Source organism: Microbacterium sp. AZCO, from assembly GCF_039614715.1.
Classification (GTDB): Bacteria; Actinomycetota; Actinomycetes; order Actinomycetales; family Microbacteriaceae; genus Microbacterium.
The window spans coordinates 486,180-506,283 of the sequence record NZ_CP154857.1; the positions used below are offsets into that span (position 1 = coordinate 486,180).

General features: G+C 73.1%; 19 protein-coding genes. 11 read left to right on the forward strand and 8 right to left on the reverse strand.

Translation table 11 applies throughout. From position 1 onward, the window contains the following. Window positions 1–63: 63 nt before the first annotated feature. Window positions 64–1,629 carry a recombinase family protein gene (locus AAIB33_RS02190; protein WP_345801939.1) on the reverse strand — a complete coding sequence of 522 codons (1,566 nt, stop codon included), beginning with the start codon at window positions 1,627–1,629 and terminating at the stop codon, window positions 64–66. A 114-nt stretch (window positions 1,630–1,743) separates the two neighbouring features. On the opposite strand from AAIB33_RS02190, the gene AAIB33_RS02195 reads away from it, so the two are divergent. Then, complete coding sequence (locus AAIB33_RS02195) at window positions 1,744–2,241, forward strand: hypothetical protein (protein WP_345801940.1); 498 nt, start codon at window positions 1,744–1,746, stop codon at window positions 2,239–2,241. Window positions 2,242–2,291: 50 nt separating this feature from the next. Here AAIB33_RS02195 and AAIB33_RS02200 read toward each other — a convergent pair whose 3' ends face one another. After that, complete coding sequence (locus AAIB33_RS02200; RefSeq protein WP_345801941.1) at window positions 2,292–2,573, reverse strand: helix-turn-helix domain-containing protein; 282 nt, start codon at window positions 2,571–2,573, stop codon at window positions 2,292–2,294. A gap of 99 nt (window positions 2,574–2,672) precedes the next feature. On the opposite strand from AAIB33_RS02200, the gene AAIB33_RS02205 reads away from it, so the two are divergent. From AAIB33_RS02205 to AAIB33_RS02215, 3 genes are all read left to right on the forward strand, one after another. Then, entirely contained in the window at window positions 2,673–3,299 is a 627-nt protein-coding gene (locus AAIB33_RS02205) for an SAF domain-containing protein (RefSeq protein ID WP_345801942.1), read from the forward strand. Continuing rightward, entirely contained in the window at window positions 3,296–4,564 is a 1,269-nt protein-coding gene (locus AAIB33_RS02210) for a P-loop NTPase (protein ID WP_345801943.1), read from the forward strand. Before AAIB33_RS02205 ends, AAIB33_RS02210 begins: the two co-directional genes overlap by 4 nt. Before the next feature lie 135 nt (window positions 4,565–4,699). Beyond that, window positions 4,700–6,190 carry a histidine kinase N-terminal domain-containing protein gene (locus AAIB33_RS02215; RefSeq protein WP_345801944.1) on the forward strand — a complete coding sequence of 497 codons (1,491 nt, stop codon included), beginning with the start codon at window positions 4,700–4,702 and terminating at the stop codon, window positions 6,188–6,190. A gap of 191 nt (window positions 6,191–6,381) precedes the next feature. Here the strand turns inward: AAIB33_RS02215 and AAIB33_RS02220 are convergent, their stop codons facing one another. Then, window positions 6,382–6,630: a WhiB family transcriptional regulator gene (locus AAIB33_RS02220; protein ID WP_039397845.1), complete on the reverse strand. Its 249-nt coding sequence runs from the start codon at window positions 6,628–6,630 to the stop codon at window positions 6,382–6,384. 255 nt (window positions 6,631–6,885) lie between these two features. On the opposite strand from AAIB33_RS02220, the gene AAIB33_RS02225 reads away from it, so the two are divergent. Beyond that, window positions 6,886–7,272, forward strand: a complete 387-nt coding sequence (locus tag AAIB33_RS02225) for a histidine kinase (protein WP_345801945.1) — start codon at window positions 6,886–6,888, stop codon at window positions 7,270–7,272. Between the two features lie 122 nt (window positions 7,273–7,394). Here AAIB33_RS02225 and bcp read toward each other — a convergent pair whose 3' ends face one another. Genes bcp through aroA form a run of 3 tightly spaced genes read right to left on the reverse strand, consistent with a single transcriptional unit; the run spans window position 7,395 to window position 10,308 of the window. Then, the gene (bcp, locus tag AAIB33_RS02230) at window positions 7,395–7,865 is read right to left on the reverse strand and encodes a thioredoxin-dependent thiol peroxidase (RefSeq protein WP_345801946.1); all 471 of its coding nucleotides are present in this window, start codon (window positions 7,863–7,865) and stop codon (window positions 7,395–7,397) included. 26 nt (window positions 7,866–7,891) lie between these two features. Then, window positions 7,892–8,935, reverse strand: coding sequence for a ribosome small subunit-dependent GTPase A (rsgA, locus tag AAIB33_RS02235; RefSeq protein ID WP_345801947.1), 1,044 nt, complete (start codon window positions 8,933–8,935; stop codon window positions 7,892–7,894). Next, a complete protein-coding gene (aroA, locus tag AAIB33_RS02240) occupies window positions 8,932–10,308 on the reverse strand; it encodes a 3-phosphoshikimate 1-carboxyvinyltransferase (protein WP_345801948.1) in 1,377 nt (458 codons plus the stop codon). Before aroA ends, rsgA begins: the two co-directional genes overlap by 4 nt. A 49-nt stretch (window positions 10,309–10,357) precedes the next feature. Between aroA and AAIB33_RS02245 the strand changes: the two genes are divergently transcribed. The 4 genes from AAIB33_RS02245 to AAIB33_RS02260 all read left to right on the forward strand — a co-directional run bounded on the left by AAIB33_RS02245 (window position 10,358) and on the right by AAIB33_RS02260 (window position 15,262). Further along, window positions 10,358–11,062 (forward strand): sigma-70 family RNA polymerase sigma factor, encoded by a 705-nt coding sequence (locus AAIB33_RS02245; protein WP_345801949.1) that lies wholly within the window; start codon window positions 10,358–10,360, stop codon window positions 11,060–11,062. Next, entirely contained in the window at window positions 11,059–11,301 is a 243-nt protein-coding gene (locus AAIB33_RS02250; RefSeq protein WP_345801950.1) for a zf-HC2 domain-containing protein, read from the forward strand. Before AAIB33_RS02245 ends, AAIB33_RS02250 begins: the two co-directional genes overlap by 4 nt. An 86-nt stretch (window positions 11,302–11,387) precedes the next feature. After that, window positions 11,388–13,943: a DUF2156 domain-containing protein gene (locus AAIB33_RS02255; RefSeq protein WP_345801951.1), complete on the forward strand. Its 2,556-nt coding sequence runs from the start codon at window positions 11,388–11,390 to the stop codon at window positions 13,941–13,943. Then, entirely contained in the window at window positions 13,940–15,262 is a 1,323-nt protein-coding gene (locus tag AAIB33_RS02260) for an alpha/beta hydrolase-fold protein (RefSeq protein ID WP_345801952.1), read from the forward strand. Before AAIB33_RS02255 ends, AAIB33_RS02260 begins: the two co-directional genes overlap by 4 nt. 59 nt (window positions 15,263–15,321) lie before the next feature. Here AAIB33_RS02260 and AAIB33_RS02265 read toward each other — a convergent pair whose 3' ends face one another. Together AAIB33_RS02265 and AAIB33_RS02270 are read right to left on the reverse strand one after the other, a co-directional pair. Continuing rightward, a complete protein-coding gene (locus AAIB33_RS02265; RefSeq protein ID WP_345801953.1) occupies window positions 15,322–16,227 on the reverse strand; it encodes a diacylglycerol kinase in 906 nt (301 codons plus the stop codon). Continuing rightward, complete coding sequence (locus AAIB33_RS02270; protein WP_345801954.1) at window positions 16,224–17,852, reverse strand: FAD-binding oxidoreductase; 1,629 nt, start codon at window positions 17,850–17,852, stop codon at window positions 16,224–16,226. The genes AAIB33_RS02265 and AAIB33_RS02270 overlap by 4 nt, the downstream gene beginning before the upstream one ends. Before the next feature lie 35 nt (window positions 17,853–17,887). Here AAIB33_RS02270 and AAIB33_RS02275 point away from each other — a divergent pair, with 35 nt between their 5' ends. Next, on the forward strand, window positions 17,888–18,526 hold the full coding sequence (locus tag AAIB33_RS02275) for a TetR/AcrR family transcriptional regulator (RefSeq protein ID WP_345801955.1): 639 nt from the start codon (window positions 17,888–17,890) through the stop codon (window positions 18,524–18,526). Further along, window positions 18,523–20,076 carry a glycerol-3-phosphate dehydrogenase/oxidase gene (locus AAIB33_RS02280; protein ID WP_345801956.1) on the forward strand — a complete coding sequence of 518 codons (1,554 nt, stop codon included), beginning with the start codon at window positions 18,523–18,525 and terminating at the stop codon, window positions 20,074–20,076. The genes AAIB33_RS02275 and AAIB33_RS02280 overlap by 4 nt, the downstream gene beginning before the upstream one ends. Window positions 20,077–20,104 lie beyond the last annotated feature (28 nt).

Consider the following 20,104-nt stretch of genomic DNA (forward strand, 5'->3'; position numbering starts at 1 on the left):
GCGATTTTTCGACGGCTCAGCGGGTCGCGAAGCACCGGACCACGGCGTCGGGAGTGCCACGGCTCAGGCCGTCGCGGGCTCGATGCGCAGCCGGTCCGAGGACCACGCCGCGCCGCGCCGGTAGTTGGGAACCACGGTCACGCGCACGGTTCCGGCGACGGTGGCGCGCTGCACGTCGAGCGTCGCCGCGAGAAATGCCGCTGCCGGATCGGCCGCGCTCATCACCTCGGACGACGTGGCCGAGCGCACCGCCTTCGCGATCTTCGCGTCGATCGCCGCGATCTCGGCCTCGACGGCGTTGGTCGCGCTCTGCAGCTGCCTGCCGTCGATCACCCCGAGGGCATAGTCGGCCTCGAACGTAGCGAGGCGGGCGACGAGTGCGGCGCGGCGCTCGCGGTCGGCGCTGACGTCGGGAGCGGCCGGGGTGAGCGCCGCGATCATGCGCGGGTCGGACAGGTACGCCGCGACGGTCTCGCGCACGAACTTATCGGCCGGTGCCGCCAGCGTCATGACGTGGCCCTTGCCGCCGAGTCGGCAGCGGTAGTGCCTGACGCCGCCGCCGTGCGTGCCCGAGCGCATCAGCGTCCCGCACTCGATGGGCTCGCCCTGTGCGTCGACCTCGCCGGTGAGGCCTCCGCAGTAGTAGAGCGATGACCCCAGATGCTTGCGCTCGCGGGTGCCCTCGAAGTCCCGGCGAGCGGGGTTGGTGAGCACCTTCACGACCGCCCGCCACTCGTCTTCACTGACGAGCGCGGGCCACGCGGCAGGGCCGATCTCCTCGAACTCGTAGCGGTGCGCGCCCGAGAGCGTCGTCTTCCGACCCGGCACGCCGTGGGCCAGGATGCCCGCGTTCCGCGGCCTGAGCACCATCTCGCGGACGGTGAGCGCGCTCCACTCCTTGCGCACGATCTCGACCTGTCGGTTGCCCTCGGCATCGCGGACCACCTGGCCGTGCTCGTCCTTCACGATCTGCTCGCGGCGCGCCAAGCGGCCCTGTTCGTTCCACTCGACCGCGATCCCGCGCAGCGACCGCCCCGCGATGATCGCCTTCGTCGCCTCGCGGACCATCGCGGCCTCGCTCTCGCGCACGACCATCCCGCCCGGCTCATATCCGAACGGGCGCTTGCCGCCGCGATACTCGCCCTTCTTGGCGGCCTCCTGCTTCGCGCGTCGGATGCGGTCGCGGGTCTGGTCGACCTCGTACCGGGCGGCCGATCCGAGCATCCGGGCGACCATCCGACCCGACGGGGTGGACAGGTCAAGCTCCCCGGCCTTCACGGTCTGGATCTTCACGCCGGTGGCTTCGACCAGCGTGATGAACTCTTCGAGCTCGGTGGGGCGACGGTGCAGCCGGTCGGTGTGCCACGCGATGATCGCGTCAACCCGGCCCCCTCGAACGGCCGTCAGCATGTCGCGGTAGCCAGGTCGCGGCTTCCCCGAGGCGGCTGAGATGTCGTTGTCCACGAACACCGCCACGACCTCCCAGCCGAGGCGTTCGGCAAGCTCGCGGCAGTCGGCAATCTGACGCTCGACGCCGAGCCCGGCGCCCTTCTTGTCACTCGAGATGCGGGCGTAGATGCACACGCGGAGGCGCCGCGGTAAGGGCGCTATCGGTTCGGAATTGCTCATATGTCCATTTTATGGGTTTGAGTCTTCGACGATCTCGAGGATCAGCTCGCCTCGGAGTGGGAGGCGGAACGCGCCGCTCTCGACAGCGAGGCCGAGCGTCTGCGCCTTTCCCGCGTGCCGCTGCGCGACCGCCTGACCGCCCTGCTCGACCGCGATGAGTCGACGGCCGCACCCTCCTTCGAGTTCCGCGACGGCACCGTCGTCGCCGCCGAGGTGAGCGGCGTCGGCGCCGACTGGGCGGCTCTCCAGCCGAGCCCGGCGCGCACCGGCGCGATCATCGCGCCGCTCTCGGCGATCATGAGCATCGGGATGCCGCATCCCGATCTCCTCCGCAGCGCGCGGCCGGTCGCCGCGACGTCGTCGCTCGCCGAGCGGATGACTCTGGGCTTCGCCCTGCGCGACCTCGTGCGCCGGCGTGTGGGGGTGACGCTGCACCTCGTGCACGGGCGCAGCCTCTCGGGGACCATCGACCGCGCCGGCGCCGACCACCTCGATCTCGCGGTGCACGAGCCCGGTGCGCCGCGGCGAGCGGACGCGGTGAGCGGCCACCGCCTGGTGCCGTTCGAGGCGATCGCGTGGATCCGGCTCGAGGGGGCGGCGCTGCCCCGGTAGCCCACAGCCGCGCGAGCGCCGCTCAGTGCGGCGCGGCGATGCGGCGCGGGTCAGTCGCCGTTTCGGATGATGCCGGTGCCCCAGAGCTCGGGGAAGCTGGCCTCGTTCGACTGACGCCACAGGGCCATGCGGCGGGCCTCTTCGGCGCGGTCGTCGATGTACCGCGCGATGCTGTCCTGCTCGATGCGCCACCGAGCGGGCGACCCGACGCGGATGCCCCGGAGCTGCGCCGACTGGACGAGCTCCATCACCTCGTCGACGGACACGCCGAGCACCTCGGCCGCCTCGGCCGGTGCAAGCATCCGCGCGTCCGATGTCGGGTTATCGGGCATGCCCCAATTATGGCGGCGCCCCGTCGCGCGGGCCCAGGCGAGTCCCGCTCTGTGGATAAAGGAGGAGCCGGTTTCCGGGGCTGAGCGACGATGGTCGGCATGACGGCACTCGACTCTGCGCGCCCGCGTCCTCGCGCCTTCTGGGGCGACGCCCGGTTCTTCCTCGGCATCCTGCTGGTCGCCGCCTCCGTCGCGGGCGTCTGGTTCGTCGTGTCGGCGTCGCGACAGACCGTTCCGGTCTTCGCCGCGACGCGCACGATCGTGCCCGGAGAAGCGGTCTCGAAGGACGATCTGCGTCTCGTCGACGTTGCACTCGGCCAGCTCGGGGACGCCTACCTCACGTCCGACTCGGTCGAGGACGGCCTCATCGCGACGAGGACCGTCGAGGAGGGCGAGCTGGTCCCGGCGACCGCCGTCGACGCAGCCGCCGCTGCGGCGACGACGACCGTCGTGCTTCGCAGCACCGTGGATGTGCCCGCCTCCGTGGACGCCGGGTCGGTCGTCGAGGTGTGGGAGGCGCCCCTCATCGAGCGCGGGTCGTACGACGTGCCGCGCATCCTCGTCGCCGATGCGACCGTCGTGTCGGTGACGCGCGACGACTCGATGATGGGGGGTGGCGCCGCAGCACTCGAGGTCGTCATCCCGCGTGCCGACGTCGCGGCCGTGCTCGCCGCGATGGCGGACGAATCGGCGCTGTCGGTCGTTCCGACGACGGGTGCGAAATGACCCTCCTCATCGCGGCGGACGAGCCGTGGGGGAGCGCCCTCGGCGCCGGCCTCGAGCGTGAAGGGCTGCGCGTCACCGCGGTGCTCTCCGCCACCGCCCTCGCGGCCTTCGCGGTCGACGACGTGCGTGGGATCGAGTCCCCGCACGTCGGTGCTGCCCTGGCCGAGGCCGACACCCTCGTGCTGCAGGCCGACCGCGCGTCGCTGACAGCAGCGGTCGTGGCGCTCTGCGACCGTCGCGGGATCCGCATCGTCCCGCTCGTCGCCGACGACGCGGAGCGCCGCGTCGTCGAGCCGTTCGGACTCGGCGAGGCCCTGCCGCTCGACATCGAGCCGTGGCGCCTCGCAGACGCCCTGGCCGCCGTCCCGGCGCCCGCCGCTTCGGCGCCGCCGGCACCGAAGCATCCGCGCGTCGTCGCCGTCTGGGGTCCTGCCGGCGCGCCCGGCCGGACGACCGTCGCGATCGAACTCGCCGTCGAGCTCGCGCGCGGAGGCCGCCACGTCGCGCTGGTGGATGCCGACACGCACGCACCCTCGCTCGCCATGCAGCTCGGGCTGGCCGACGAGGGCCCCGGATTCCCCGCAGCCTGCCGCCAGGCGGAGCTGGGCGGCCTCGACGTGCGCGAGCTCCAGCGCATCGCGACGCCCCTCGGTCGCACAGGCGTCGACGTGCTCACGGGCCTCAACCGGCCGTCCCGCTGGCCCGAGCTGTCCGACGGGCGCGTCACGGCCGCGCTCGAGACCTGCCGCAGCTGGGCGGACTACACCGTCGTCGACGTCGCCGCACCCCTCGAGCGGGACGAGGAGATCGTCTCCGATCTCGACGGACCACGGCGAAATGCGGCGACCCTCGCGGCGCTGCGCGCCGCCGATCTCGTCGTCGCGGTGGCGGGTGCCGACCCCGTCGGCGTCTCGCGATTCCTCCGCGCCCATGCCGAGCTGAGGGCGACGATCGGCGCGACGCCCGTCGCGGTCGTCGCCAACCGCCTGCGCCCCGGCACGCTCGGCGTCGATGCGCGCGGTCAGGTGCGGCGCACGCTCGACCGGTTCGGCGGCATCCGGGACCTCTGGTTCCTCCCCACCGACCCGCGGTCGGCCGACGCCGCCATCCTCGCGTCTCAGCCGATCGCCGGGGTCGCTCCGCGCTCGCCGCTCACCCTCGCGGTGCGGCGCTTCGTCGGCGAGGCTGTCGCGCCGGCGCCGACGCCGCCCGCGCAGGGGGCGCCGCGAAGCGGCATCCGGCGCTCCTCGCGTCGCGCCGCCTGACGCGCGCTCGCGCTCACGCCGCCTGACGCGCGCTCGCGCTCGCGCCGCCTGTCGCGCTCGCGCTCATGCCGCCTGGCTCGTAGCAGACGGTCGGCGCTGCCGGGCGCACGCGGCGCGGGCCGTAGGCTGAAGGACGTGTCGACCCTCAGCGATCTCGTGTACGCGCAAGGACGGTCCAGCGAGGCCGACGTCGAGTGGCTGCATCGCCTGGCCGGCGACGGGCAGCTGCTCGCCGACCTCGCCTTCGCCGACATCGTGATCTGGGTGCCGACCGCCGACGACTCGTTCATCGCGGTCGCGCACACGCGTCCGAGCGGTGCGGCGACGCTCTTCTACCGCGACATCGTGTCGGATCTCGTGCGCCCGCAGTGGCGCACCCAGGTGCGCGACGCGTTCCAGACGAAGCGCATCATCGACTCCGCGTCGCCGGACTGGTTCGAGGAGACGCCGACGCGCGTGCGCGCCGTGCCGATCGTCCGCGCCGCCAAGCCCGGAGCCGAGCCGCAGGCCATCGGCGTGCTCACCCGTCACACGAACCTCGGCGAGACGCGCACGCCGTCGCGCCAGCAGATCACGTTCAACGATTGCGCCGACGAGCTGTTCGGCATGGTCGCGTCGGGGGAGTTCCCCGACCTCTCCGCTCCGACGTCACCGCGCCGCGGCGCTCCGCGCGCCTCGGACGGGCTCGTCCGCCTCGACGTCGACGGCATCACGACGTTCGCGAGCCCCAACGCGCTGTCGGCGTTCAACCGGCTCGGGTTCGACGACGAGCTGGAGGGCGAATCCCTCGTTCAGGTCGTGACGAGCATCCTGCCCACGAAGCGCCAGTTCGACGAGTCTCTCCCCGTCGTCGTGACCGGACGCGCTCCCTGGCGCGCCGACCTCGAGGCGCGCGGCGTGACGGTGAGCCTCCGCACCATCCCGCTCCGCGATCACGGCACGCGCATCGGCGCCATCGTGCTGTGCCGCGACGTGACCGAGATCAGGCATCAGGAGCAGGAGCTCATCACCAAGGATGCGACGATCCGCGAGATCCACCACCGCGTCAAGAACAACCTGCAGACCGTGGCGTCGCTGCTGCGCATCCAGGCGCGCCGCTCGCACACCGATGAGGCGCGCGAGGCGCTGACGCAGGCGATGCGGCGCGTCTCGGCGATCGCCGTCGTGCACGACACCCTGTCGGAGGGCCTCGCGCAGAACGTCGACTTCGACGACGTCTTCGCCCGCGTGCTGAAGCTCGTCGCCGAGGTGGCGGCAGCGCCGAACACCCGCGCGCGCACCCGCACGACGGGCCGGTTCGGCACACTGCCGAGCGAGTTCGCGACGCCGCTCGCCCTCGCCCTCACGGAGCTCGTCACGAACGCCGTCGAGCACGGGCTCGCGGGCCAGGAGGGCGACGTCGAGATCGTCGCGGAGCGCGACGGCGACAGCCTCGAGGTGCGCGTCCGCGACACGGGCTCCGGCCTCCCCGAGGGTCAGGTGGGCCGCGGGCTCGGCACGCAGATCGTCCGCACGCTCATCCAGGGCGAGCTCGGCGGCACGATCGACTGGCACACGATCATGGGCAGCGGCACCGAGGTCACGATCGAGATCCCGCTGCGCTACATCGAGCGCGCTGCCGGCTGACGATCCGGGATGCCTCGTGCCGAGGCATCCACCCTCCCGATCCGGCAGGTCGGCCAGAGCCCGTGCTGTCACCGAAAGCCCGTGCTCCGCACCGGTCGCAGCGGGTGCTCTCGGCGAGAGCACGGGCTATGGACGGGAAGTGAGAGACGCGGGGGGGTCAGCGGTGACGAGGGATGCCGCGGCGCGGCGCGTCAGGAAGCGCGGCGGGCGCGAGCGGCGCGGCGCTTGAGGGCGCGGCGCTCGTCCTCGGAGAGGCCGCCCCACACGCCCGAGTCCTGGCCGGTCTCGAGGGCGTACTGGAGGCAGATCTCGGTGACGGTGCAGCGGGCGCAGACGGCCTTGGCCTTCTCGATCTGGTCGACGGCGGGCCCGGTGTTCCCCACGGGGAAGAACAGCTCGGGGTCGACGGTCAGGCAGGCGGCTTTGTCGCGCCAATCCATGGTGGTGCTCCTTGATGACGTATGAGGTCGGATGTGGTCCAGAGCCCGGATTCGGGTCCGATACCCTGTGGGAGATGCGAGCGATCGCTCGCCCCACGTCGCTGTGGGAGCACACGGCTCCGACTATGATTCCATGACGCCTAGGCGCAGATCAAGGGTTGAAGAGTCGCTTTCTGTAGAAGTGCCTGAGTGTTCCCTCAACGGCATAGAGAGATCGCACAAGCGGCCAGGGCCGGAGCGAGGAGAACACGGGCGATGCACACAAACCCCGTCGCGCGGGCAGCGGGCGTGTTGCTCGCGCTCGAAGCGGCCGGCCTCTTCGTCGTCGTGGCGTGGCAGATCGCTGCGCTCGCGGGCGGGGATGCGGCGGCGCTCGACAGTTCGATCGCGCTCATCGTCCTGACGGCGGTCGGCGCGATCGCGCTCGCCGCGTTCGGCGTCGCGGTGTGGCGGGGCCAGTCCTGGGGGCGCTCGGGCGGCATCGTCGCGCAGGTGCTCATCCTCGCCGTCGCGCTCGGCGCCGTCACCGGCGCGTTCGCGCATCCGCTCACGGGCCTCGCGCTCGCGGCGCCCGCGGTCGTCGTGCTCGTGCTGCTCATCATCGCCGCGCGACGCGGCGCGCGCGAGAAGGACGCCGAGTAGCCGGCGCGCCGAGCACCAACGAGCACGAGCGCCGGGAGCGGCACGCACCGACGAGCACGATCGCTCGCCACGCAGCGACGAGGAGGAGCGCCGGCGCGGCCGGGAAATCCCCCCGGTCAGCGCTACCCGACGCCGAGGAGCGTCCGCAGCCGTGCCACGTGCCCCGTCGCGCGCACGTTGTAGAGGGCGTGCTCGATGCGGCCCTTCTCGTTGAGGACGAACGTCGACCGGATGACGCCCTCGATGACCTTGCCGTAGTTCATCTTCTCGCCCCACACGCCGTACTTCGCGTGCACCTTGTGGTCGGGGTCGCTCAGCAGGTCGTACGTGAGCCCATCCCGCTCACGGAAGCGCCGCAGCTTCTCGGGCTCGTCGCGCGAGATGCCGAGGATCGTGTAGCCGGCCGCCTGCAGGGGGGCGAGGCTGTCGCGGAAGTCGCAGGCCTCCGTGGTGCATCCCGGCGTCATCGCCTCGGGATAGAAGAACAGGATCACCCGCCCGCCGCGGAGGTCTTTCAGCGTGACCGCGTTCTCGTCCTGATCGACGAGGGTGAAGGCGGGGGCGAGGCGGCCGGGTTCGAGGCGGGCGGTCATGCCTCCAGGTTAGGCGGAGACGGACGTCACGGCTTGTCGGCGAAGGTCTCGAGGAGTCGCTGCAGCGAGTCGAGGCGCGCGGCGCCGCGCGGTCCGAGTCTGCCCCCCTCGACGGCCTCGACGATGGCGCAGTCGGGTGCGTCGGGCAGGTGGGTGCAGCCGCGCGGGCACTCCTCGGCGATCTCGTCGAGGTCGGTGAACGCCCGGAGGATGTTGGCCGGATCGACGTGGCCGAGCCCGAACGAGCGGACGCCGGGCGTGTCGATGACCCAGCCGCTGCCTCCCGCACCGCGGTAGCGCAGCGACACGGTCGAGCTCGACGTGTGCCGGCCGCGGCCCGTCACGACGTTCACGTGCCCCGTCGCGCGCTGCGCCGACGGCACGAGCGCGTTGACCAGCGTGGACTTCCCTACGCCGGAGTGGCCGACGAACACGGTGGAGTGGCCGACGAGCGCCGCGCCGATCCGCTCGAGGGGCATCTCGCCGCGCGCGCTCGTGAAGACCTCGAGATCGAGCCCGTCGAAGTGCGCGAGGAAGGCGGCGGGGTCGGCCAGGTCGGTCTTGGTGACGACGAGGAGGGGGCGGATGCCGGCATCCAGCGCCGCCACGAGGTAGCGGTCGACGAGCCTCGGCCGCGGTTCGGGATCGGCGGCGGCCACGACCACGAGCATCTGGTCGGCGTTGGCGACGATGATGCGCTCGACCTGGTCGGTGTCGTCGGCGCTGCGGCGCAGCAGCGACGTGCGCGGCTCGATGCCGACGATGCGCCCGAGCGTTCCCTCGTCGCCGGTCGTGTCGCCGACGACCCGGGCGAGATCGCCCGTCACGATGGGCTGCTTGCGCAGCTCGCGTGCGCGCATGGCGACGGCCTCGTGCTCGTCGTCGTCGTCCTCGTCGACGAGCACGGCGTATCGGCCGCGGTCGACGCCGAGGACGCGCGCGATCTGGGCGTCGCTGTGCGCGGGTCGGCGCTTGGTGCGGGGGCGGTTCGCCTTCGGGTTGGGACGGACCCGGACGTCGGCTTCGTCGAACTCGGGTTCGTCGTCGTCGGAGTCGTCCAGCCAGCTCACGATGCCTGAAGCGCCTCCGGGCGCGGGGCCGCGTCGTCGGAGCCGCCCTCGAGCATGCGCTGCCACAGCTCGGGGAACTCGGGCATCGTCTTGGCGGTCGTGCCGATGTCGTCGACCTCCACGCCGTCGACGGCGAGGCCGACCATGGCGCCGGTCGTGGCGAGGCGGTGATCGTGGTGCGCGCGCCAGCGGCCGCCCTGGAGCGGACGCGGCACGATGCGGATGCCGTCGGGCAGCTCCTCCGCCTCCCCGCCGAGGGCGCGCAGCTCGCCGACGAGCGCCGCGATGCGGTCGGTCTCGTGGCCGCGGATGTGCCCGATGCCGTACAGCGTCGTGGGGCTGTCGGCGAAGGCCGCGAGGCCCACGATCGTCGGCGTGAGCTCGCCCGCCGCAGACAGGTCGAGGTCGACACCCTGGATGCCGTTCGCGCCGGCGGTGACCGTGAGCGAGCCGCCGCGCCGGACGACGCGCGCGCCCATGAGCGACAGGATGTCGCCGAGCATGTGGCCCGGCTGCGTCGAGTGCGCGGGCCAGCCCGTGACCGACACGGAGCCGCCGGCGATCATCGCCGCGGCGAGGAACGGCGCCGCGTTGGAGAGGTCGGGCTCGATCGCGATGTCCTTGCCCCGGATGGGTCCGGCCGGCACGACCCACTCGCCGACGGCGGGGCGCTCGACGTGCACGCCGCGGTGCGCGAGCGACTCGACCGTCATGTCGATGTGGGGGAGGCTCGGCAGCCGCTCGCCGTGATGCACGAGGTGCAGGCCGACGTCGAAGCGCGGCGCGGCGAGCAGCAGGCCCGAGACGAACTGGCTCGAGGCGCTCGCGTCGATGACGACCTCGCCGCCGCGGACGTGGCCGTGACCTCGCACGGAGAAGGGGAGGGCCCAGTGCCCGCCGTCGTCGATGTCGACCCCGACGTCGCGGAGCGCCTTGATCATGGCGCCCATCGGGCGGTGCAGGGCGGTCTCGTGCGCCGTGAGCGTCACTTCGCCCCGCGCGAAGCCGGCGAGCGCCGCGACGAAGCGCATGACGGTGCCGGCCTGCCCGCAGTCGATGACGGCGCCGTCGCGGAGCGGCCAGACCGGCTCCACGATGAGGTCGGGGCCGAACGCGCCGGTGCCCGGCTCGGTCTCGATCGAGACGCCGAGCAGGCGCAGGGCGTCGATCATGCGCGCGGAGTCGTCGGAGTGCAGCGGCGCCATCAGACGGCTCGGGGCGTCCGCGAGGGACGCCAGGATGAGCTCGCGGTTGGTGAGCGACTTCGACCCGGGGACGGTCACGGTGGCGGCCAGCGGACCGCGGGCCACCGGCGCACGCCAGGGACCGCGCGCACCGCGCGGAGGAGAAGGGGAATACCCGTCGGCTGTCATCGGTTCCTACCCTAACGAACGGCTTGTTCCAAACCCCGCAGAGGAGACCATGATCGCAACGCTCGATCGTGAGGTCGTGGACGTCCAGAAGGCCTGGGACGCCCTCGACGTAGACTGGCGCGTGATGAACGACCAGGCCCCGGCTGAGATCGACGCCCGCGCGCAGTTCGAAGAGCAGGCGCTGCCCTACATGGACCAGCTCTATGCGGCGGCCATGCGGATGACCCGCAACCCGGCCGACGCCGCCGACCTCGTGCAGGAGACCTTCGTGAAGGCGTTCGCCTCGTGGCGGACCTTCACGCAGGGGACCAACCTCAAGGCGTGGCTGTACCGCATTCTCACGAACGCGTACATCAACACCTATCGCAAGAAGCAGCGCGAGCCGTATCAGGGCACGATCGACGAGCTCGAGGACTGGCAGCTCGGCGGTGCCGAGTCCACGACCGCGACGAGCACCCGGTCGGCTGAGGCGGAGGCGATCGACCGGATGCCGGCATCCGTCGTGAAGGACGCGCTGCAGTCGATCCCGGAGGACTTCCGGCTGGCGGTGTACCTCGCAGACGTCGAGGGATTCGCCTACCAGGAGATCGCCGACATCATGAAAACCCCCATCGGCACGGTCATGAGCCGTCTGCATCGTGGCAGGCGGATGCTTCGTGAACTGCTGGCCGATTACGCGAAGGAGCGCGGCATCGACACCGCGCCCGCCAAGGAGCGCGGCACCAGGACTGCCGCATCGAGGAGCACGAGATGACCGACTGCGGCTGTGAGAAGGCGCGGCGCGACCTGGAGGAGTACCTGCGCAACGAGGTCTGCAAGACCCAGCACTCCGATATCGCGGAGCATCTCGAGCACTGCGAGGGATGCCGCGACGAGGCCCTCGTCGCCCGCACGCTGACCGACGTGGTTGCGCGCGCGTGCAAGGAGTCGGCTCCCGAGGAGCTGCGCGACCAGGTGCTGGCGCGCCTGCGCGAGGTGCAGGCCACCCACTGACGCACCGCGCTCTCGCGTGGCGGATTCTTAGCCGCATCTGAGAGCGCCGTTCGTAGCGTCGCCTCGTTTCGAGGAACGAGGGGCCGGTGCGTGTGGCGACTGTCGGCAGCGAGAGCGGGCTGAACCCGCGACGGATCGCACAGGTCGGCGCGCCCCGGACCCGAGCGGTGCTCGCCACGATCCGGCGGACGCCGGTCGCGTTCGGGTTCGCGTTCGTCGTCCTCGCAACCGCGATCGCGACGGGTGCGATCCGCAGTGCCGAGGTGCCCGACGTCCTCGGCTGGGGGCCGGTCCCGCTCCAGACGCCGACGCGATGGTGGGCGGTGCTCACGTCGCTCACGGCGCCCGACTCGGCGGTCGATGCACTCCTGTCGGTCGCTCTCGCCCTGACGGTGCTCGTGGCGGCCGAGCGCATCCTCGGGGCGGCCCGCACGCTGGTGTCGATGGCCGGCGCCGGCGTGGCCGCCCTCGTGCTCGGCGCCGCCGTGCAGAGCGTGCTGGCCGGATTGCCCGCCGTCAGCGAGGCCGCGACCCAGGAGACCGTGCTGGATCCGGCGATCGCGATCTCGGGCGCCGTGCTGGCGGCATCCGCCCTCGCGTCGGCTCTCTGGCGACGCCGCATCCGGGTCGTCGCGTTCGCGGTGCTCGGGATGTTCGCCCTCTACGCCGGCGACGTGGACTCCTGGTACCGGCTCATCGGGGCTCTGTGCGGCCTCGGCATCGGGATGCTGTTCGCCCGGGGCGCCGCGCATCGTCCGTGGCATCGCAGCTCGACGAGGGAGACCCGCTCGCTCGTCGCGGTGATCGTGGCCGTGACGGCCGCCGGCCCCATCGCCGCGCTCATCGCCGGCGGGGGGCGAGGTCCGCTCTCGATGGCGGCCATGTCGTTCGCGCAGTTCGATCAGCAGCTCGTCGACCGCTGCAGCACCGACTACACGCGGCTGTGCGATCACCAGGTCGCCCTGCTCGTGACGCGGGGCGCGGGTCCCGCGATCCTCGCGGTGGTGCCGCTCGCGCTGCTGCTCCTCACGGCGTGGGGGCTCAGGTCCGGCCGGCGCGTGGCGTGGGTCATCGGGCTCGTCGTGAATGCCGCGATCGCGGGACTCGCCGTCCTGTCGATCATGTTCGGCGACGTCGTCTTCGTCGACCCCGACAACGGCGCCTCGTTCGAGTGGGCGCTGTGGGCGGTGTCCTCGATCGGCGTCCCGGCCGGGGTGATCGTGCTCCTCGTCGTCACACGTCGGCGGTTCGTCGTGAGTGCGCCTCCGCGCGCGGTGCGGGCGCTGATCGGCGTCGTGGCGGCGACCTTCGCGACCTGCGTCGCCGTCTTCCTCCTGGTGGAGTCGCTCTTCCCGCGCGCGTTCCGGGTGCGGCCGACGCCGATGGTGCTGCTCGTCGAGGCGGTGCGCAGGTTCGTGCCGCCCGCGTTCCTGCAGGGCGCCGGTGAGCCGCCCTACCCCCGCGTCGGTGCGGGACTGGTCGTGTACCAGTGGGTCGGGGTGGCCTTCTGGGTCGTCGTGATCGTCGCGACGCTGCGGGTGTACCGCGCCGCGTCGAGCCCCGGCGACGCGGAGCCGCACGCGGCAGCGCTGTACCGATCCCTCCTCCGGCGGGGCGGCGGAACCCTCTCCTTCCTCGGCACGTGGCCCGGCAACGCGCACTGGATCAGCGCCGACCTGCAGGCATCCGTCGCCTACCGCGTCGTCAACGGCGTCGCCCTCGGCGTCGCCGACCCGGTCTGCACCCCCGCGCGTGCCGAGGCGACGCTGCGGGAGTTCGCGGACTTCGCGATCGGGTGCGGGTGGACGCCGGTCTTCTACAGCATCCACGAGGACCATCTGCCCGCTCTTCGCGCCATGGGGTGGCACACGGTGTCGGTCGGCGAGGAGACGGTGATGCCGCTCTCCGACCTCGAGCTGACGGGCCGCCAGTGGCAGAAGGTGCGCCAGCCGCTGCAGCGCGCGGAACGGGAGGGGATGACGGCCCAGTGGACGCGATGGCACGACCTGCCGCCCGCGATGGCCTCGCAGATCGTCGAGATCAGCGAGCAGTGGGTCGCCGACCGGGGGCTGCCCGAGATGGGGTTCACGATCGGCGGGCTGGAAGAGCTCGCGGACCCGGACGTCGAGCTGCTGCTCGCCGTCGATCACGACGGCCGTCTGCAGGCCGTGACGAGCTGGATGCCGTGGTGGGAGCAGGGCGCGATCGCGGGCTGGACGCTCGACTTCATGCGGCGCCGCGAGGATGCCCCGAACGGCGTCATGGAGTTCCTGATCGCGAAGGCCGCCCTGTCGATGAAGGCGCGCGGGGCGGCCGCGCTGAGTCTCTCCGGCGCTCCCCTCGCGGCTCGTCCCCGCGCCGGATCGGAGGAGTCCACCGGCTTGTCGCGGTTCCTCGGCTGGCTCGCCGCCGTGATGGAGCCCGTCTACGGGTTCGCGTCGCTCTTCCGGTTCAAGAGCAAGTTCCACCCCGAGTACCGTGCGCTGTACCTCGCCTACGCCGACCCCGTGACTCTTCCGGCCGTCGGCTCGGCCGTCATGCGGGCGTATCTGCCGGATGCCTCGCCCCGCGAGTTCCTCGCGGCGGTGCGCGGCATCCTCGCCGGGTCGGCGGGCGGACCGGGAGAGGGAAGAGCGCGATGAGCTGGCTCCTGGGGCTCGAGCTGATCGACGGCGGGATCATCCCGTTCTGGGGCCTGCTGACGACGGCGCTCGTCGTGCTGGTCGTCGTGGCGCGCCGCGGCCGGACGCGGCGGCTCGCGGTGGGAGCCGCGGTGGGCGCCGTCGTCGGGGTCGTGCTCGTGGTGCTCTCCGACGTCTCGGGCGCGTTCGACGTCGCGCTTCCCGGCCCGACGGCGGCGTGGGTCGCGGTCGGCCTCGCGACGGCGGGCCTCGGCGTCGCGGCGATCACGCAGGCGGGCTGGGGCGGACGTTCGCTCGCCGCTCTGCTCGTGCTGACCTCCCTCGTGCTGGGCGGACTGGGCGTCAACCGCGAGTTCGGGATCACGCACACCCTCGCCACGATCCTCGGCGTGCAGGCGCTGCCGGCTGTGGCACTGCCGGCGCGGACGCCCGCGTCGACCGACCAGAGCCCGATCTCCTCCACGTGGACGCCGCCGGCGGGCATGCCGGCGAAGGGCGAGGTCGGCGCGCTCTCGGGGGATAGACGCATCCCGTCTCCCGGCTATTCGCCGCGGGATGCCGCGATCTATCTGCCTCCCGCCGCGCTCGTGGCCCATCCGCCGCGGCTGCCGCTCCTCGTCTTCATGATGGGACAGCCGGGCTCGCCCGATCCCACCGCGCTCGCGAACGCACTCGACGCCTTCGCCGCGTCGCACCGGGGACTCGCGCCCATCGCGATCGTCGCCGACCAGCTCACGGCGCCCGAGCTCGACCCGGCGTGCCAGGACTCCGCCGCGTACGGTGCGGTGTCCAGCTACTTCAACGTGAGCATCCCCGCGTACGCGCGCGCCCACCTCAACGTCCTCGTCGATCCCACGTACTGGGCGATCGGCGGCTACTCCAACGGGGGCTCCTGCGCCCTGCTGTTCGGGAGCCGGCATCCCGAGATCTGGGGCAGCATCCTGGATGTCTCGGGCAATCAGTACCCCGGCGACGGCAGCGACGCGCAGACCATCGCGAAGGTCTTCGCCGGCGACGCCGCGGCGTTCGCGGCCGCGAAGCCCGCGGCCGTCATGGCCGCGCACGCGGGCGACTACGCCGGCCACACCGCCGTCTTCACGGCGGGCGCCCTCGACACCCGGTACGGACCGGGGCAGCGGGCGAACGCCGCCGCCGCGCGGGCGGCGGGGTTCACGACGGTCCTGGACATCGTGCCCGGCGCGTCGCACGTCGGGCCTGCGCTGAGCCGCGGGCTCGCGCTGGGTGTCGCCGCGCTCGCGGCGCCGCTGGGACTCGCACCCGGGGATCCGGGGCCCTCGGCGCTGGCGCGAGCACCCTGACGGGCCACGCTGGTGGCCTCGGCCGCACCCGGACGTGAACGTCGTGGGGCCCGCCGGGGTCAGGGCGCCGGTGCGAAGACCGTGAGAGCCTGCGGGACCGCCTCGATCGCGAGCGGCAGCGCGCCGATCGGATCGCCGTCGGCGTAGGCGGTGACCCCGGGGGAGTTCAGGCGCACCGCCGTGACCCGACGCGTCGTGACCTCGGCCGCCGTCGTGTGGGTGCCCTTGTAGGCGCGCAGCATGAGGCGCAGCAGGGAGAGGCGTCCGGCGGGGCGGATGAGCGTCACGTCGAGGAGACCGTCGGACGGGTCGGCATCGGGACAGATCGGGATGCCGCCCCCGTACATGCTCGTGTTGCCGACCGTCGCCATGACGAGGTCTCCGTCGACCCGTTCGACCGAGCCGTCGGCGAGCGTCAGTTCGACCTGGAACGGAAGGCCGCGGAGGGTCAGGAACTCGATGAGGATCGCGAGGGTGTACCGCGATCCGCCGCGCGGCCACGTCATCGCGTTCGCCCGGTCGTTGACGCGCGAGTCGAAGCCGCTCGCGAGCACGGAGGCGAAGTGCTGCGTCGAGCTGTCGCCGCGCGTGACGCACGCGAGATCGATCGCCCGCGTGACGCCCGCGGCGACGAGGTCGGCGGCGTCGTCGACGGCGAGCTCGCGCAGGCCCAGCGCCCCCGCGAAGTCGTTGCCCGTGCCGGACGGCACGATGCCGAGCGGCACGCCGGTGCCCGCGAGCTCCTGCACCGCGAGGCTCACGGTGCCGTCGCCGCCGGCGACCACGACGGCCTCCGTGCCGAGGTCGAGCGCGGTGCGCAGCAGCCTGCTCGACTCCGCGGCGCTGCCGCCGCTCACGATCGTCGTCTGCACCCCGTGCTCGCGCAGCCGCTCGGCGGCACGCCTCGCGGCGCCGGTGTGCGCGCCGGACCTCGCGGCCGGATTGGCCAGGAGCGTGACGTTCACGAGGCGCCGGCCGCCGCCGGCACCAGCACACCGGGGTTCATAATGCCCGTCGGATCGAGCGTCGCCTTGACGGCGCCGAGCACCGCCATGCCGAGCGGGCCGATCTCGTCCTCGAGGTAGGGCAGGTGGTCGCGGCCGACGGCATGGTGATGTGTGATCGTGCCCCCCGCCTCGCCGATGGCGCGGGATGCGGCATCCTTCCCCCTCTTCCACTGCGTGCCGGGATCGGCCGTGAGCGCGGCGACCACCGTGAAGTAGAGCGACGCGCCCGCCGGGTAGACGTGCGAGATGTGGCACATGACGATGGGCTTGGCGCCCTCGGCCGAGAGGGTCGAGACGAGCGCGTCGGTGACGGCCCGCTTGAGCGCGGGCAGCCGCGCCCAGGTCGTCGCCGTCTCGAGCGTCTCGGCGAGCACGCCGATGTCGAGCAGCGTGTCGCGGAGGGCGGGGGAGGCGAAGCGGCCGCGCTCCCACGACCGCGCGGGGTCTTCGCCGCGCGGCTTGCCGCCGTGCGCACGGAGCACGCCGTCGAGGGCCGCGAGGGTCGCCTGGGCCTCGGCCTGCGTCGCCCCTTCGCACGTCGCGACGGCGAGGGCGCCGCGCAGGCGCGTGAGGTGTCCGCCGAGCGTCGCATTGACGCGGGTCTCGGACTCGTCGCTCAGGCGGAGGACGGTGGGGCGGATGCCGCGCTGCGTCGCCTCGCGGAAGGCATCGGCCCCGGAGGCGAAGTCGGGGAAGGTCCACGCCCCGTACGCCGTGGCCGCCGGCAGGGGCCTGATGCGCACCGTGATCTCGGTGAGCACGCCGAACGCGCCCTCGGAGCCCAGGAAGAGCTGACGCAGGTCGGGGCCGGCCGCGCTCGCGGGCGCCCGGCCCAGCCGGAGCTCGCCCGAGGGCGTCGCGATGCGCAGCGCGTGCACGAGGTCGTCGAAGCGGCCATAGCCGCGCGAGGCCTGGCCGCTCGAGCGGGTCGCGGCGAAGCCGCCGATCGAGGCGTACCGGAAGCTCTGCGGGAAGTGGCCGAGCGTGAAGCCGCGCTCCGCGAGCAGCTCCTCGGCCTGCGGGCCGGTCGTGCCGGCGCCGAACGTGGCGAGGAGCGACGTCTTGTCGAGGTCGAGGAGGGCCGCCGTGCGGGCGAGGTCGAGGGCCACGACGGTGCGGTGGGCGCCCGTGACGGGGTCGACGCCTCCGACGACGCTCGTCCCGCCGCCGAACGGGACGACCGCGATGCTCCGCGCGACGCAGACAGCGAGCACGTCTGCGACCTCCGCGTGGGTCGCGGGCGAGACGACGGCGTCGGGCGCGGCCTGGGGATCATCGAGCCGGCGTGCGAGGAGGTCGGGCGTGCTCTTGCCGCCGAGGTGCAGCGCGCGCACGGCGTCGTCGCGCGTCGCGTTCGCGGCGCCGACCACGGCGGCGAGGGCCTCGAGCTCGGCGTCGCGGAGGCGCGAGGCGGTGAGCGTCGGGCGAGCGCGCCGCGGGACGGGGTGGGCCTTACCCGGAAGCAGGGCCGCGACGATCGCGCGCGCGCCGGGCGGCAGGTGCGCCGGCTCGTCGCCCCACGCGTCCCAGTCGGAGCGGCCGGCTGGGGAGGGCACCGCGAGGGGCGCGGTCGACGATGACATGCGCGACAGTATGACACATTCTGTATGGTTGTCACATGGCATCGACGCCGAGGATCGCGGCACCGGGTTCGACGCGGCCCACCGCCGCTGGACGGGCATCGCCCGCCCGCAGCCCCGAGACCGAGGAGGCGATCCTCGACGCCGCGCTCGCCGAGCTTCTCGCCCACGGCATCCGCCGCACGACGGCATCCGATCTCGCCCGCCGTGCCGGCGTCTCGCGACAGACGCTGTACCGCTACTGGCCCGACGCGCAGGCCGTCTTCGCGGCGCTCGTGACGCGCGAGCTCGTCCGGGCGCTTCCGCCGCGCACCCCGGAGCCGCCGAGCCTCGACGAGCTCGTCGCGCTCCTCGTCGAGACGGCGGACCGGATCAGGCGGATGCCGCTCCTCGGCCGCCTCCGCGACACCGACCCCGAGCTGTTCGGCCGCTACGTCTTCACGCGTCTCGGGTCGAGCCAGCGCGCCATCCACGCGGACCTCGCGGCACGCCTCGCGCGTGGACAGTCGCAGGGCTTCGTGCGGGCGGGCGACCCCGCACAGCTCGCGGCGATGGTGCTGCTCGTCGTGCAGTCGGCCGTGCAGTCCGGGCCGCTCGTCGCGGAGTGGCTGCCGGCGGAGAGCTGGACCACCGAGCTGCGTGCCGCGCTTGCGGGCTACCTCGGAGGAGCGTCGTGACCCGGATCGTCGGACGCACTCCCTTCCCGACAGCGCTCAACGCCGCACGCCGGAGCGCCGAGCTGACGCGCCTGGGCGACGCGCCCGACGTCGACGTGCTCGTGATCGGCGGCGGCATCACGGGCGCCGGGCTCGCGCTCGACGCCGCGAGCAGGGGCCTGCGGACCGTCCTCGTCGAGCGCCACGACCTCGCCTCGGGCACGAGCCGCTGGAGCTCCAAGCTCGTCCACGGCGGCCTGCGCTACCTGGCGTCGGGCCAGCTCGGCATCGCGCACGAGAGCGCCGCCGAGCGGCATCTGCTCATGACGCGGCTCGCGCCGCACCTCACGCGTCCGCTCGCGCAGGTGCTGCCCCTCTTCGCTCCTGGCCACATGACCCAGGGGGCGCTCCTCGGCGCCGGCTACGGCATGGGCGACGTGCTCCGCCGGTTCGTCGGCACGCCCGACGCCGTGCTGCGCTCGCCGGGTCCGATCGGCGTCGCCGAGACGCTGCGTCTCGCGCCCGCCGTGCGCACCGACGCCCTGCGCGGAGCGCTGCGCGGATGGGACGGGCAGCTCATCGACGATGCGCGTCTCGTCGTGGCCGTCGCCCGGACGGCGGCGGGCTACGGGGCCTCCATTTTCACGCGCGTCGAGGCGGTCGCCGCCACGGGAGATGGCGCCCTGCTGCGCGACACGCTCACGGGCGAGGTGCTCGACGTGCGGGCGCGCGCCGTCGTCAACGCGACGGGGGTGTGGGCGGGTTCGCTCGACCCGAGCGTGCGCCTGCGGCCGAGCCGCGGCACGCACCTCGTCGTCGAGACGGAGCGGCTCGGCGGCTCGGACGTGTCGCTCACGGTGCTCGTGCCCGGGTCGCGCAGCCGGTTCGTCTTCACGCTGCCCGCGCAGCACGGCCGCACGTACATCGGGCTGACCGACGTGCCGGCCGACGGACCGATCCCCGACGTGCCCGAGGCGACCGAGGACGAGATCGGGATGCTGCTCGCCGTCGTGGGCACGGCGCTCGATGTGCCGCTCACCCGGTCGGACGTCGTCGGCACCTATGCGGGCCTGCGCCCGCTCCTCACGTCGGCCCACGACGACGACGAGACGAGCGACCTCTCCCGCCGCCACGCGATCCTCGAGTCGGCCGACGGCGTGCTGAGCGTCGTGGGCGGCAAGCTCACGACCTACCGCCGCATGGCCGAGGACGGCATCGACGACGCCGTGCGCCGTCGGATCCTCGCGACCGCGCGGCCGTCGGTGACACGCGGGATCCCCCTGGTCGGCGCATGGCCGCGGGCGCGGCTCGGCGAGATCGCCGCAGCGCCGAGGCTCGTGCGCCGGTTCGGCGCCGAGGCCCCCTATGCGGCGGGCCTGCCCGACGGACTCGCCGCGGCGCGCGGGGTGACGGCGCAGGAGCTGGAGTGGGGCGTCTCGGTCGAAGGGGCCCTCACGATCGACGATCTGCTCGACCGTCGCACGAGGCTCGGCCTCGTCGAGGCCGACCGCCGGGAGTCGATGGATGCCGCGGCCGACGCCTTCGCGCGCGCCGGGGTCGACGCCCTCTGACGCGCGCACCTTTGGCAGTAATCCGCCT

Excerpts from the sequence above, each read along its gene's own strand:
- AAIB33_RS02190 (WP_345801939.1), bottom strand. The coding sequence starts at position 1,629 with ATGAGCAATTCCGAACCGATAGCGCCCTTACCGCGGCGCCTCCGCGTG.
- AAIB33_RS02200 (WP_345801941.1), bottom strand. The coding sequence starts at position 2,573 with ATGCCCGATAACCCGACATCGGACGCGCGGATGCTTGCACCGGCCGAG.
- AAIB33_RS02205 (WP_345801942.1), top strand. The coding sequence starts at position 2,673 with ATGACGGCACTCGACTCTGCGCGCCCGCGTCCTCGCGCCTTCTGGGGC.
- AAIB33_RS02210 (WP_345801943.1), top strand. The coding sequence starts at position 3,296 with ATGACCCTCCTCATCGCGGCGGACGAGCCGTGGGGGAGCGCCCTCGGC.
- AAIB33_RS02220 (WP_039397845.1), bottom strand. The coding sequence starts at position 6,630 with ATGGATTGGCGCGACAAAGCCGCCTGCCTGACCGTCGACCCCGAGCTG.
- AAIB33_RS02225 (WP_345801945.1), top strand. The coding sequence starts at position 6,886 with ATGCACACAAACCCCGTCGCGCGGGCAGCGGGCGTGTTGCTCGCGCTC.
- bcp (WP_345801946.1), bottom strand. The coding sequence starts at position 7,865 with ATGACCGCCCGCCTCGAACCCGGCCGCCTCGCCCCCGCCTTCACCCTC.
- aroA (WP_345801948.1), bottom strand. The coding sequence starts at position 10,308 with ATGACAGCCGACGGGTATTCCCCTTCTCCTCCGCGCGGTGCGCGCGGT.
- AAIB33_RS02245 (WP_345801949.1), top strand. The coding sequence starts at position 10,358 with ATGATCGCAACGCTCGATCGTGAGGTCGTGGACGTCCAGAAGGCCTGG.
- AAIB33_RS02250 (WP_345801950.1), top strand. The coding sequence starts at position 11,059 with ATGACCGACTGCGGCTGTGAGAAGGCGCGGCGCGACCTGGAGGAGTAC.
- AAIB33_RS02260 (WP_345801952.1), top strand. The coding sequence starts at position 13,940 with ATGAGCTGGCTCCTGGGGCTCGAGCTGATCGACGGCGGGATCATCCCG.
- AAIB33_RS02270 (WP_345801954.1), bottom strand. The coding sequence starts at position 17,852 with ATGTCATCGTCGACCGCGCCCCTCGCGGTGCCCTCCCCAGCCGGCCGC.
- AAIB33_RS02275 (WP_345801955.1), top strand. The coding sequence starts at position 17,888 with ATGGCATCGACGCCGAGGATCGCGGCACCGGGTTCGACGCGGCCCACC.